Origin of the sequence: Flavobacterium sp. KACC 22758 (assembly GCF_028736135.1) — a bacterium.
GTDB classification, from domain to species: domain Bacteria; phylum Bacteroidota; class Bacteroidia; order Flavobacteriales; family Flavobacteriaceae; genus Flavobacterium; species Flavobacterium johnsoniae.
Genome location: NZ_CP117878.1, coordinates 4,105,258 through 4,118,429, shown reverse-complemented (window position 1 = coordinate 4,118,429; position 13,172 = coordinate 4,105,258). Strand labels below are relative to the sequence as shown.

18 protein-coding genes are annotated in these 13,172 nt (G+C 33.4%); all 18 read right to left on the bottom strand.

Annotated elements, in window-relative coordinates:
• Positions 1 to 15 precede the first annotated feature (15 nt).
• On the bottom strand, positions 16 to 1,119 hold the full coding sequence (locus PQ462_RS17145) for an MBL fold metallo-hydrolase (protein WP_274250915.1): 1,104 nt from the start codon (positions 1,117 to 1,119) through the stop codon (positions 16 to 18).
• Positions 1,116 to 1,544, bottom strand: a complete 429-nt coding sequence (locus tag PQ462_RS17140) for a DUF1801 domain-containing protein (RefSeq protein WP_274250914.1) — start codon at positions 1,542 to 1,544, stop codon at positions 1,116 to 1,118. The genes PQ462_RS17145 and PQ462_RS17140 overlap by 4 nt, the downstream gene beginning before the upstream one ends.
• Positions 1,545 to 1,549: 5 nt before the next feature.
• Entirely contained in the window at positions 1,550 to 2,587 is a 1,038-nt protein-coding gene (locus PQ462_RS17135; RefSeq protein WP_274250913.1) for a serine hydrolase domain-containing protein, read from the bottom strand.
• 122 nt (positions 2,588 to 2,709) lie between these two features.
• Positions 2,710 to 3,078 (bottom strand): nuclear transport factor 2 family protein, encoded by a 369-nt coding sequence (locus PQ462_RS17130; RefSeq protein ID WP_274250912.1) that lies wholly within the window; start codon positions 3,076 to 3,078, stop codon positions 2,710 to 2,712.
• A gap of 72 nt (positions 3,079 to 3,150) precedes the next feature.
• Positions 3,151 to 3,366: an ArsR family transcriptional regulator gene (locus PQ462_RS17125; RefSeq protein ID WP_274250911.1), complete on the bottom strand. Its 216-nt coding sequence runs from the start codon at positions 3,364 to 3,366 to the stop codon at positions 3,151 to 3,153.
• 9 nt (positions 3,367 to 3,375) lie between these two features.
• Positions 3,376 to 3,804, bottom strand: coding sequence for a hypothetical protein (locus PQ462_RS17120; protein ID WP_274250910.1), 429 nt, complete (start codon positions 3,802 to 3,804; stop codon positions 3,376 to 3,378).
• A 62-nt stretch (positions 3,805 to 3,866) separates the two neighbouring features.
• Entirely contained in the window at positions 3,867 to 4,781 is a 915-nt protein-coding gene (locus tag PQ462_RS17115; protein WP_149206610.1) for a helix-turn-helix domain-containing protein, read from the bottom strand.
• A gap of 18 nt (positions 4,782 to 4,799) precedes the next feature.
• Positions 4,800 to 5,690 carry an SDR family oxidoreductase gene (locus PQ462_RS17110; protein WP_274250909.1) on the bottom strand — a complete coding sequence of 297 codons (891 nt, stop codon included), beginning with the start codon at positions 5,688 to 5,690 and terminating at the stop codon, positions 4,800 to 4,802.
• Positions 5,691 to 5,811: 121 nt separating this feature from the next.
• On the bottom strand, positions 5,812 to 6,297 hold the full coding sequence (locus tag PQ462_RS17105) for an SRPBCC family protein (protein ID WP_274250908.1): 486 nt from the start codon (positions 6,295 to 6,297) through the stop codon (positions 5,812 to 5,814).
• A gap of 147 nt (positions 6,298 to 6,444) precedes the next feature.
• A complete protein-coding gene (locus tag PQ462_RS17100; RefSeq protein ID WP_012026654.1) occupies positions 6,445 to 6,858 on the bottom strand; it encodes a 3-hydroxyacyl-ACP dehydratase FabZ family protein in 414 nt (137 codons plus the stop codon).
• 145 nt (positions 6,859 to 7,003) lie between these two features.
• Complete coding sequence (locus PQ462_RS17095; protein ID WP_274250907.1) at positions 7,004 to 7,435, bottom strand: GNAT family N-acetyltransferase; 432 nt, start codon at positions 7,433 to 7,435, stop codon at positions 7,004 to 7,006.
• A 53-nt stretch (positions 7,436 to 7,488) separates the two neighbouring features.
• The gene (locus tag PQ462_RS17090; protein ID WP_012026652.1) at positions 7,489 to 8,391 is read right to left on the bottom strand and encodes an arginase family protein; all 903 of its coding nucleotides are present in this window, start codon (positions 8,389 to 8,391) and stop codon (positions 7,489 to 7,491) included.
• 123 nt (positions 8,392 to 8,514) lie between these two features.
• Complete coding sequence (locus tag PQ462_RS17085) at positions 8,515 to 8,913, bottom strand: hypothetical protein (protein WP_274250906.1); 399 nt, start codon at positions 8,911 to 8,913, stop codon at positions 8,515 to 8,517.
• Positions 8,914 to 9,558 (bottom strand): suppressor of fused domain protein, encoded by a 645-nt coding sequence (locus PQ462_RS17080; protein ID WP_274250905.1) that lies wholly within the window; start codon positions 9,556 to 9,558, stop codon positions 8,914 to 8,916. It abuts the gene before it with no gap.
• A gap of 69 nt (positions 9,559 to 9,627) precedes the next feature.
• Complete coding sequence (locus PQ462_RS17075; protein ID WP_012026648.1) at positions 9,628 to 10,143, bottom strand: TPM domain-containing protein; 516 nt, start codon at positions 10,141 to 10,143, stop codon at positions 9,628 to 9,630.
• Positions 10,144 to 10,356: 213 nt separating this feature from the next.
• Positions 10,357 to 11,106 carry a DUF2314 domain-containing protein gene (locus PQ462_RS17070; protein WP_274250904.1) on the bottom strand — a complete coding sequence of 250 codons (750 nt, stop codon included), beginning with the start codon at positions 11,104 to 11,106 and terminating at the stop codon, positions 10,357 to 10,359.
• Positions 11,107 to 11,210: 104 nt separating this feature from the next.
• Positions 11,211 to 12,170 (bottom strand): DUF6620 family protein, encoded by a 960-nt coding sequence (locus tag PQ462_RS17065; protein WP_012026645.1) that lies wholly within the window; start codon positions 12,168 to 12,170, stop codon positions 11,211 to 11,213.
• A gap of 24 nt (positions 12,171 to 12,194) precedes the next feature.
• Entirely contained in the window at positions 12,195 to 13,166 is a 972-nt protein-coding gene (locus PQ462_RS17060) for a hypothetical protein (protein WP_274250903.1), read from the bottom strand.
• Between the last annotated feature and the right edge of the window lie 6 nt (positions 13,167 to 13,172).

Below are 13,172 nucleotides of genomic sequence, written 5' to 3'. Positions count from 1 at the left end.
ATTAACCATTCACAATTAATTAACCCCTTTCCACCATTGTTTAAATTGTTGATTTTCATTTTTTAATTCGACTAATTCACCGATCATTGGTGTAATTAATGGAATTGGTTTTTCGCTCAAACTATTTAATTCTGTTACTCTTATCAAAGGTTCGTCCCAGGAATGAAGTGATAAAGCAAATTTTGAAGAGTGAACCGGAAAAACTCTTTTTGCATGCAAGTCTTTCATCGCTTTTATGACATCTTCGGGCATGTTATGAATGTATTTCCATTTTTCGTTGTATTGGCCGTTGTCAATCAAAGCAATATCAAACGGACCGTATTTCTCTCCAATTTCAGCAAAATGCTTGTCATAACCGCTGTCTCCGCCAAGATACATTTTAAAGTCTTTAGTTTCTAAAACAAAAGAAGTCCAAAGTGTGTTGCAGCGTTTAAAACTTCTGCCGGAAAAATGTCTTGAAGGAGTTGTGTGTAATGTTAGATTTTCATCTAATTCAATTTTTTGAAACCAGTCTTTTTCGATTACATTTTCTGTTGGAAATCCCCAAAATTCAAAATGTGAACCTACACCAAGAGCGGTAATTACTTTTTTTGTTTTGGGTTTTAATTTAAGAATGGTTTCATAATCTAAATGATCGTAATGATCGTGTGTAATCAATAAATAATCAATTTCCGGAAGATCATCAACTGTATAGATATCTGAACCTTTAAATGATTTTGTAGTTCCTGAAATAGGAGAGGCATTGCCGCTAAAAACAGGGTCGATTAAAAAACGCTTTCCTTCAAGCTGAATAAAATAAGAAGAATGTCCAAACCAAACCAAAACATCCTGGTCTATAGAGATTTCATGCAGATTGGTTTTTACAGACGGAATTAAATCGGTTGGGATTTTTCGTTCTACTTTTTTGAAGAAAAATTCAAGTAAAACTCCGGCCATACTTGCGCCTTCAGCCAAATCTGGCGTATAGCTCTGATTCTCGAATTTCCCGTTTTTATATTGGGGCGAGTTCTGAATTAAAGTGAGTCTTTCGCCGGAAGGTGCTTTTCCAAATTTTGGATGCTGAAGAAAATTGTAAACAATAAAACCTAATAGGATTATAAGAATTAGAAATGTAATCATTTTTGTTTTTGGGGATATAGTTTTTGAGTATGATCAATCGAAAGTAAAATTACCTTTTTTAAGATGTCAATATCGATATCAGCTAATTTTTTAATGTAAATACAAGCTTTAGAAGAAGTATGTCTGCCAAGTTTAGGTAAAAGTTCTTCTCTTTCTTTTTCAGGAAGGTAAAAATAAACGGTCATGGCTGTTTTTCTTGGAGAAAAGCCGGCCAGAGGAGCATCGCCTTCATGTCCGCTGTCATATTTGTAATGATAACTTCCAAAACCTATAATGCTTGGTCCCCACATTTTGGGTTCAAAACCAGTTATTTCCTGTACTATTTTAAGAAGTTCAAAAGTGTCATTTCGTTTGTTTTCGTCTGGAACCGCATTGATAAAATCAATTACACTGTATTCAGTTTCGGTTGTTTTATTTTTAGCCATTGCATTTATTTTTTATTTAATAAATCGCTTTTGAGTAAAATGTTTTTGATTTTAAATCCTGCTGCATAAAACAAACTGGAATCTTCGGGCATTTGATTTTCTAAAACAATTAAACTCACATCACTTTGAGGGAAATACAAATTTACAGAAGAAAACCCGTCGCCTAACCCGGTATGCCCTAAATATTTTACGGTTTCTTTTTCAATAATTCGTATTCCGTATCCATAAGGTTCTTTTTCTTTTCCAAAGAAATTATGCTGTGATAAAATTGTATTTTTTGTCAGCAGTTTATATGATTCTGGTTTTAGTATTTTTCCTTTATGAAGATTATTATCCCAGATCGCCAAATCTGAAACAGTTGAAATTATGCCATCGGCGCCAAAGCTTTCAGGTGTAATTTGTGAACCAGTTACAGGTTCTATTTTATTTTTTGAAGAGAAATATCCTGTTGCCAGATTCTGTGCTTTGTCTTTAGAATAACAAAAAGTCTGGTTCATTTTTAATTTCTTAAAAAGTGCATCGGCAGTTTCGTTGTAACTTTTCTTTGTACTGAATTCAACAATTTTACCAATTAAATTAAAACTTAAATTTCCGTATTTAAATTGAGTTCCGGGTTTAAATGCCAAAGGTTTCTGCAAATCGACAATTCCATGCGAATGATTTAAAAGCTGATGTACCGTAACCGTGTCTGCCCAGGTTTGGGTTAATTCAGGAAGGTATTTTTTTATGGGTGAATTTAAATCAACTCTGCCTTTTTCGACTTCGAGTAAAACTAAAACCGCAGCAATCTGCTTGCTGTTTGACATGATCTCAAATTGAGTATCGATTGTTAGAGGTTTTTGGATTTCAAAATTGGCAGATCCTTTTACTTTTGAATATAACGTTTTTCCGTTTTTTGAAATTAAAACCACACCATTAAAATCTGAAGAAGTGCTGTTTTGAATAATGCTGTCAATTTTTGAAGCGTAATTGTCTTTTTTTTGTGCCGATGAATGACAGCTGCAAAGGATAAACAATAGAAATGTAAAAGAAGAAAATTTCATTTATTTTGGATGATGGTTGATGGTTTATGGTTTATGGTTGATTGTTTGTTGTTTATGGTTTGTTTTACTGATTTAATTCTGATGAATAATTTATAATTCACAATTCACAATTAATAATTAATTTAAAACATTCCGTTTTCGTTAACTGTTTCATTTGGAATCTGCTGTCCTAAATCCCAAAGTTCTATTATTTTATCTTCTTTGAATTTTAAAATGTGTACAACGGCAAATCCAATATCAGCTGGCGTTTGTTTTAAATGCGAATGCACAGCAACAAGATTTTCTTCTTCGATGATATGATGAATTGCAAATATCTTATTTGGATTTTTCCTTGCAGATTCTTCCATTGCGAGCATTAAAGTCTCGGCATCGCCTTTAAAATAAGCATTGTGATGTTTGAAATTTTCATGCACATAAAGTTTAAATCCTTCATGCGAGTGTCCGCTTGCGGCAAGTTTTAGGAAGTTTTGTGCAATTTCTTTCTTAGTCATAATTTCAAGATATAAATCGAAACTAAGTTATGAAATTTAGAAGTAAAATTTTGATTAAAAAGCGGGCGAATTTTATAAATTTTCTGGTTTAATTTCAGAAATATCGATGCCTAATTTTGTAAATTCTTTTTCGCCTAAATCTGTAATATAAAAGTGTTTATCTGAATTGTTTTTCTTTGCAATCCAGCCTTTTTCGGCAAAAGAAACGGCAAGTAACTGCCCGAGTTTTCCGCCAATATGTTCGTAACAGATTTTTGCCGGTTTTTGTTTAGCTGATTCGTTTTTCATGTTATGGATTTAATATTCAAATTTCAATTGTTTTTTACAGACTAATTTCAAGGCCAGATACGCCATCGGAATATAAGCAAAAACTAAATCGATAAGTGTAAACCAGGTTGGCGATGGGTGAGAGCTGACACTAATAATACCGCCAAATAAGAAAAAAGCGCCAATGGCTAAAGCCAGTTTCTTTTTATGATTTACAGCAAGTAATGCAGTTGTAACGGCTCCGGCAAATGTTCCCGCCGCATGGGCAAGAAAAGGAAAGAGAAAATGTTTTGCCTCAAATAAGTGAATTGTTTTTTGAAGTCCTTGTATTGTTCTGTTATCAGCTCCTTCCGGAAGAGGGATTATCGAACTGCTGATTAAAATTATGCTCATGTTTATTAAACTTCCAATGATAATTCCGACAGTAACGGCCAGAGTATTTCTTAAAAAGGGGTTCATAACTTTGATTTTGTTCTTACGAATTTATGAAAATTATGAATTGCATTTACCTAAAATATCTTTTAATTGAAAGACTGCCTGAACTCTAAAGGCGAAACGTTTGTCTTGGTTTTAAATAATTTACTAAACGATTGCTGGTGCTCGAAACCTAATTCGAAAGCAATTTCACTTACAGATAAATTGGTTGTAGAAAGTTTTTCTTTTGCTTTTTCTATGAGTTTATTATGAATGTGCTGCTGGGTGCTCTGGCCTGTAAGATGTTTTAAAAGCCCGCTTAAATAATTGGGCGAAACATTTAGATTTTCTGCAATGTACTGTACCGTAGGAATTCCTTTTTTTATAATCGAATCATTGTTGAAATATTCTTCGAGCAGTTTTTCTAAACGAGCCAGAATTTCATGATTGTTTATTTTTCTGGTTATAAACTGACGGTTATAAAAACGTTCAGAATAGGTAAGCAATAATTCGATTTGCGCAATAATTACGTCCTGACTGAATTTGTCAATGTTAGACTGGTATTCCTGCTGAATATTTTTCATGATATCAATAATCATTTTTTCTTCTTTATCAGAAAGATGCAGGGCTTCATGAACGGCATATCCAAAATATTCATATTGTTTTATTTTCTGGGCAAGCGGTGTATTCCATAAAAAATCAGGATGAATTAAAAGAGAATATCCTGTATGCTGCAGTTCTGAATTGCCTTCAATAGAAAAAACCTGCCCCGGAGCAATAAACAATAAAACGCCTTCTTTAAAATCGTATTCCTGCTGGCCGTAGCGCATTTTGGCATTTGCATTTCTTTTTAATGCAATGGAATAAAAATCAAGAATAAGACTTTTGGGTTCTTCTTTGTTGAGGTATTTTAAATCCTCAAAATTATAAACACTCACTAAAGGGTGTTCAGGTTTTGGCAAATCTCGAAACTCATGAAATTCGCTTATGCTTTTTACTCGATGCGGGTGTTGATTTGCCATAACCTAAATTACTTATTTTTAATTATAAATTGCAGCAAATTCTTCTGCATAATTTGTTAGTTTTGTTTTTCCTAAAACTGCCGGTTTGTTTTTCAAATAATCCTGAGCCAGTGTACCGTTGTATAGTGCGGCATACATTTCAACCAGACCGTTGGCGATTTTTGGCTGCATACCAGCAGAAATTAAGCCATTTAGGGTTTCTTCATCACTAATTAATTCCCATTTTAAGTCTGGTTTCCCTATTGCTTCGCCTAAAATTTTTGCGGTTTCGTGTCCGGTTAATTCTTCGCTTGCCACATAACGGACTTTTTTTCCTTCAGACGAAGTTGTGATTTCTTCCGCAATTGCTGCCGCAATGTCATTTGGTGAAACCCACGGAATCATAGAATCAGCTCCATAATTGGCTGCTATGAAGCCCAGATTTTTGATCATTGGAATGTAAGCCAGTAAATTGTAATAGAACGAAGTTGGACGCATAAATGTTATCGAAACATCTGATAATGTATTTAAAACAGCTTCAATTTCGTTGTAACGCTGAATAATTCCTGAATTTTGTTTTAAATGTGCTCCAATACTGCTCAGAAAAACAACACGTTTTACACCAGATTGTTTGATTGCTTCGGCATAATTGTTTCCAATTTTACGGGTAAAAGCATCTAAATCAAGATTTGGATCGAAATAATTGGCACGCGGAATCATACAATATACAGCATCTGAATCTGTAAAAGTTTTAGTTAAAAATGCTAAATCTTCTACAGATCCAATAGTTGCTTTTGCGCCTAATTTTTCGATTTCGGCTTGTCTTTCTGTACTGCTTGCAATTATGGTAACAGTATGTCCTTTTTGTATTAATTCTTTTGCCAGAGGCTTGCTGATGTTCCCTAGAGAACCTGTAATAGTAATTTTCATCTGTTCTAATTTTTGATGTTACAAAGTTGCGATGCATCAAATAAACAGCTGTAGCCAAATCTACGAATGTTGTAGTCTAAATAAGATTCTGACCTTTTAAGTTTCTAAGCTGCTAAGTTTTTCAGCTTTTGGATAATCTTTTTTCGTTTTCTGTTTGTGGTTTTCCGGTTGCGTTTTGTTCGCCTTTTCCGGTTTCAATAAGTTTTTTTAAACTATTTTGTATATAATTTGTCCAGGCACCTCGGCAGATTTCAAAACATTCATATTCTGAAGTTAAACCAAAATGGGTAAAACGAAGTTCTGTTTTTCCGTCTTTTACTGTAATTTCAAAAGTAGGTTTTGTTCCTCTCCATTCTGTTTTGTCTTCTGTAAAATTGAAATAATTTTCTTTAACTAACCAAACGACTTTTTGATTCGGAAACACTTCAATAAGTTCAATTTTACAGCGATGAACGTCTTCGTAATGATAATCAAATTGATCATTTTGGTGGGCTGTATTTCCTTCTATTTCTTCAGACCACCAGCCTCGAACATTGGTAACGGCATTAAAAACTTCTTCTGGTGACTGGCTCACAAGTATTGTTGTAGTAAAATCTGCTGTATTCATTTTTATGGTTTTAAAAATTGAATATCAAATTTATTACTTAAAAATCAGTAAGTTGGGTTTTTAAAAGACAATTGTAAGGGGGATTTCGGACAAAGATTAATTTTAGATTTTAGAATTTAGAATTTAGATTTGATATTGAATTTGCCTCTATGAAATTTTTACACACATCCAGCCGGCTTTAACGATGGGTTTGTCGTCGATGTATGCAGTTCCTTGTTGTTTGATTATTTTTTCGCCTAAACGAATATTTTCAATTGCAAGTTTTATTTTGTCTCCAAATTTGGCTTTGCCGTAAAATTCTGCATTTTCAATGCTTACTAAACCAAATATTCCATCTGTTATTCCCAAAAGTTTTACGCCTGCACCGCCGCATTGCGCCATAGCTTCTATTAAAATGGCTCCGGGTATAAAATCGAATATTTTAAAAGTACTTTTTAACCAGTTGTCTTTTTCGCCAAATGTTTTAAAGCCAATTATTTCTTCTTTAGTATAGGATATAACTTCATCTACGAAAAGAAATGGTGCTCTGTGCGGAATAAGACTTTCAATATTTTTTGACATGCTTGTAATTTTTGTTCCTTGCAATATAAGTAAAATCTGGGGATTATTCTATGTTGAAATTTTATCCATTTTTGAGTTTCAGGTCAGATAAATTTTAATTTTTCAACGATTTTAATTGTTATTCATAAGTTCTTGATTTTTGAGGTTAATCAATATTTTTTGAAAGCTCAAAAAGAATATAAGTTCCGTTGCCGGACTGGCCTTTTTCTTTTGCCGTAAATCCTGTTTTTATGTAAAATTCTACTGCCTTGCTATTGTTTTCGAGGCATTTTAAAGTCAGCGGAAGTTTAAATTTATCAATTGCAGCTTTTAATAATGCTGTTCCAATTTTCCGGCCTTGGTGTTTTTGATCGACATACAAATGATGAATAAAATTTGCAGGTATCCAGATCGAAATAAAACCTACAGGAATGTCATCTAATAATGCAACGAGAATATGTTCTCCCTGCGTATGTTTTTCAAAATCATCTAATTGAAATTCTGAGGTGTCAAGCCATGAAAAAGTTCTTTGTCTTTCTTTTAAAAATAGGTTTTTTAGTAATTCGTAATCTTTATTTCTAATTTCGGTTATTTCCATGAAATGATTTGCTGCTTTATTTCTTTAAAAGGAGCTTTTTTAAGTTTTAAATACTAATTGTTGAAGTTCTGATTAAAAGTTGAGGTTATATTAGCGACAAATTCCTTAGTATATTCTCCGGTTTGGTCTAAATCTGGATCGAGAATTGTAATTTCGAGTCCGCTTAGTTTTTGACTTTGAAACAAATAGGAGGTAAGTTCATTAAATTCGTCGTAAGTCAGTCCGTCTGGAGTTCGGCTGTCTACGCAGGGCATAACAGAGTCGTTTAAAACATCGACATCGATGTGCAGCCAGAAACCGTCTAGCTTTTTACTTTCGACTTCTAAAAGAAAAGACTGTACAGAGTTTTTAATACCTTGTTTTCGTAATTCTTTTAAACTTAAATATACTGCAGAAGATTTTCTGATTTCATTTTCGTATTCATCATCATATTCGCGATTGCCCACGCACCAAAGGTTTTCTTCTTTTATGTAAGGAGACAAATTGAGAATATTGGTTAATTTTTCGTGTCCGTTTCCGGTAACAATAGACGCAATCATGCCGCCTGTACCGCCGGTTTCAGATAAAGAAACATCCATAAAATCAGTATGTCCGTCGAGATAGAATAGACCGTAATTTCCTTTTTGCTTTAAAGCCATTGCGGTTCCTAAAAGTATACTGCAGTCGCCGCCAAGTACAAACGGAAATTTATTGGCGCTGATTAAATTGTTTATCAAATAAGCCTGTTCTCTGGCATAAGTAACTAATGAGTCTGCATTTAAAATAGTAGTTTGAGGGTCTTTTATGTTTGAATATCTGGGTGGATCTAATCTTACGATATTTTTTGGTGTAATAGCTTTATGAAGGTTGTGTTTCCATAACCAATCGGGCAGACGGTTTACGCCTGGTTCTTTTCCGGTTTGAGGTTCTTTTAAGCCCAAATTAGAAGTGAATTCGACAATAGTTATTTCTTTCATAATGCTTTTTTTTGAATCTAAAGTTATTAAAATATATGGCTGTGGAAGTTTTTTTAACAGTCCAAAAACAAAAAATCCGATCTGTTTTATTGCAAATCGGATTTTATATTCTATAAATACTGTTTATTGATTTTGAAAAATAATAATGTCATTAAACTTTTCCACTTGGTCTATTATGAAAAGACTGTCATTAAAGTAATCCATATCAAAATCGGGATCTCCCCAAACTTCAAAACGTTTTTTTGATGCTTTTAATTTTTCTTTGTCAGAAGGGGTTTCGTTCCAGTCTTCTTCTAAATAATCGGCAATTTCAAGTGCTTCCTGATTTACATGTTCTTCTTCTGCTAAATAAATATAGAAGTTATATTCGTCATCAAAAGTTATAGTAATTTGATTGTCGTTTAATGTAATTTTATTATCAGATTCTTGATAAAATTCATCTAAAAACTCTTTTAAAACCTTAATATCTGCATTTGAAGACGGTGATATATAAGCTGAATAGGAATAAAAAGAATTTGCCATTTATTTTCGGTTTAAATCGGTTATTAATAATGGATTGTTTTCTTTTAATTTATTTACCAGTTCTTCAACAGTTTCCGGGTTTTCTTTGATATGTTCATATTCTGCGGAAGTAATTCCAACGATTTGCAGAAATGAAACTTCGCCGTGAGGGGTTTGTATTTTTTCTATTTCGGGATCGTTTACAAAAACCAGCGCAGTAATATCGGTTTCGGTATCAAGTCTTATAGGACCATTGGCCGGCATATAATGAAATTCTTCAAACCAGTTGCCAGTACTAAAAACATATTTGGCAATATTCTGCAAAAGTGCCACTGCCCAGCTTGGGTTTCCGTTATCGGCTTCAAAAGGTTTCAGCCTGAAGGTAAGTTCAAATCCCCATTTACTGAATTCTCCGTTGACTTTTTCTTCATTATAGTACAATTCAGAAAAGCCATAGGTTACAAAATGAAAATGATTTTCTTGTTTTTTGCTTTCGTAAATGCTGACACCATCAAGCGGACTTTCTCCACCCAACATATAGCTGATTGCCGGGGCAAAATGTTTGGGTTCTTGTTCTGGATAAAGCTGATCAAATACTTTGTCAATTTCTAACCATCCAACAGAGTCGTCTTCTGAAAATTCTTTTTTATATTCTTCTAAAGTCATATATCTTTTTTTGTGATTTTAACGAGATACAATATATAACTTTTGATATTAAGAAGAAACTTCGTTTAATTAATAAACTTTTAATTTATTCATTATTTGTTCTACGGCAAGTTCCAAACCTTTAGAGTAGTCTCCTTTTTTAAATTCTGGTACTGCATAAGTGGTTATAATATTCTGGGTATCATTATCACTTAATTTATAACGAATAAGATCAATGCTTTGAACCTGAATTTGTCTTAATTGTTTGCTTACAACGATTAAAATAGTAGGGTCTAGTTTAGGATCGACTGCCAGATATTTGTCTAATTCCAGAGCATAATCAGGAAAAGAGGTATAAGGCTCTATTGTAGATGTGGTTACAACGGTAATTTTATAAAGATGTTTTTTTTCGAATGCTTTCAGTGTATTGGTAAGTGTTGTAATTTGATCGGCATTCATGATTTTTTCAAAGTCGTTTACATAATCATAAGGCCTTGAAAAAACGTTTTTAGGATCGGTATTTACATTCTTTTCTTTTTTTGCCTGAGAAAATACTATACTTGGTGAAAACAAGATAATTAAAATAATGAAGAATATTTTTTTCATCACACTTGCAGATTAGATTTGGTGGTGCAAAAGTAGCATATTCTTTATTTTAAACAGACGAAAAAAAGATTAGTTTTTTGTTTTAAAATGAAAAATAATTTTTTAAAACCCGTATTTTAATTCTGCTTGTTTTGATATTTTGGCAATAGTGCCTTACTGGCTTTTTAAAAATAAAAAATCCGATTTAACAAAACGTAAATCGGATTTTTTATTTTATTGAAATAATGGTATCAAATGATTCCATTTTAGTTCTGCAGCATAATCTAAAGCTGTTTTGCCCAGATGATTTTTAGCATTTTTGTCTGCGCCAGATTCTAGTAAAACTTCGACTGATGTACTATTTCCTGCAATAGTTTCGCGATGTAAAAAAGTATAACCCAATTCATCTTGCGAAGTAAGTTCTTCTGGATTGTTTTTTACAAAATCGATAAGGCTCTCTCTCATATTTTTGCTCATAGGATGTTCTATAAGATTTTCGGGTTTTTCTTTTTGGTCAGAAACTACCAAAATATCGTTGTAATCTCCAAAATCTAATCCCCAGGCTTCGTCATGTTCATTTCTTTCATCTTCGCTCATTTCAGATCGCATGGCGTGTATGGTAAAAGCTCCGAAAGTTTTTCCCTGGCTTGCAAATAACCAGTCGCTGATTTGGTTTACCGGAATTTCAACTTCATCTCCATTATTTACATTCGTTAATTCGTTTGGCTGGTTTACCAAAGTTCCATAAATAGTATCGCCGTCAAAATTTATGTCGTTAATCCACATGTGTTCTACAACAGTTTCGCCGTCTATTTCCTGAGTAAATGCCAGTTTTACGCAGGCAACGTCTAGTCCGGGAATTATTCTGCGGTATTCCCACGATAATTCACGCCAGAAATATTTAAAGGTTTCTTGTGCTTTTTTGTAGGCTTCGATCATTTTTGGATTTTCTCCATCGGCAAAGAATATTGGTGTGTTTTCCATTGTATATTTTTTATAAAGTAACTTTTGTGATTGTGTATTTTCTAACGAATAAAAAACCGATTTGTTTTGCAAATCGGTTTTTTAATCATCAAAAGAAGTTGAATTTAGAAATTTACATCGTCTGCGATATTTCCGCCTTGTTCAGCAGCAAATTTGGCTGCATATTCTTTTTGTTTTGCTTGTTGATAATCGTGAAATTCTGTAATGTCTGCTGAATTCCAGTTTTGGTTTTGCTCTGTCATCCATTGCATTGCCACAGATTGAAAATCGGCAAGGTTGATTCCAAAAGTATCTAAAATCCATTGAGCGCCGTCAATTCCGTATTCGTAAGCTGCTTGTCTTGCACCAGCTAGTTCTTCGTAGAAATAACGATCAGTTTTTATTCTTTCAAGATTTGCTGCGCCTTCTTCTGAAATTTCAGCTTTCAGGTTTTCTAATTGAGGAACTGTTACATTTTCGGCATAGTACTGGCCAAATAAAGTTGTAACGGTAAATGAAGTATCTTCGCCCATACGCTGCGGCCAGATTGTGTTTAATTCTTCCCAAACAGCTGGTTCAAATCCCATTGCTTTGCAAACTTCTAGATAATCAACTCCAGCACTTATTTTAAGACACATTGCAGTGTAAGTTCTTAAATCTACACCGTGAACTGGTTCTAAAAACGGATTATTATCGTCTACTTTTACAAATCCTGAAGTTTGAACTCCGCTGTATTTTAAAGAATTAGCGTGTTCAAAACGAATCATTTGGTCTGAATCGCAGTTGTTCCATTCTGTATAAACTGTTCTTCTATAATTAAAATAGATGTTTTTAATATCTTTATCTTCAAGGTTTTCTCCGCTTGCACGTTCGTCTGCAATCCATGCTTCGGCTCTTTCAGCTACTTCTGCATCAAAATCTTCTACAGTATAATGTGTTCCGTGTAAAGTTTCAGGATCGTATTCTACTTCCTGATATTCATCTTCATAATCATTTTCATAATTATCATTTGAAGTCTGTGCTTCATAGTTTTGGTTTTCCTGTTTATTGTCTCCAGTTAGAGCTCCAAAAAGTTTTTTAAACATTTTTCAAATTTTAGGGTTAATAATTTATAGATATTGTAATTGATTTTGATACATTTTTTCGTTGTGCTCTTTTAAATCAGGCGTAATTTTATTCCATTCGTCATACATGGCTCTTAAATAAACCTGATACAATTTTGGAGCATTTTTAATGGCAGCTTGTCTTTGTTCTTCAAGATCATCCATTTTTGCCTGAATTTCGGCTAAAACTTTTTTATCAGATTCGTGAATGGTGCTAAGGCTCAATTCATGGCGTTTATGGTACAAATCACGCTCTTTATCTTTTTCACTTTCATAAGCGTCATATAGATGAGCTGTTCGCTGTTCTGCAAGTTCTTTGGCAATATTCTGAAGGTTTCTTCCCAGTGTACTTGGAGCAAAAGTATTTTGTGTCTGGCAGTATGGGCATGAAATATAGGTTTCGATTAAAAATATTTTCTCGATTTCTATATTGCCGCCGCACTGCGTGCAGTTGAATTTGTTTTTGATGGTTTCGTATTCGTCCAGAATTTTTTTGTATTCGATTTCGAGATCGCGTTCCTGAGTTTTTTCAATTTGTTTTCTCCAATAGTCGTATTTATCGTCAAAATCATTGTAACGATCTGAACACGCGCTTCTAAAATCAGATAATAAATCATGATTTTTGTCTAAAACAGAAATTCTTGAATCGAGGTCGTAATAAATACTGTCTATTTTTTCTTCGTATGTATCCCTGGCTTTTTCTCTAATATTGTTTAACTGACCATTTATACCTGAATAAACTCTTTGAAAAGTCCTTTTGTACATGTCTTCATCATCCTGCAAAAGCTGTTTTAACTCTGGAATTGCGGCAACAGCCAGTTCTTCCATTTTTGCTTCGAGTTTTTCTAAGAAAGCGAACCATCTTTGTTGTGATTCCTGAAGTTCTGCATACCATTCCGGATATGATTCTCTGCTTACTTGATTTGTTTGGTTTGCTTGGTTTTCTTTGTTTTTTGATTTGTTAAATAGTCCGAACACGTTATC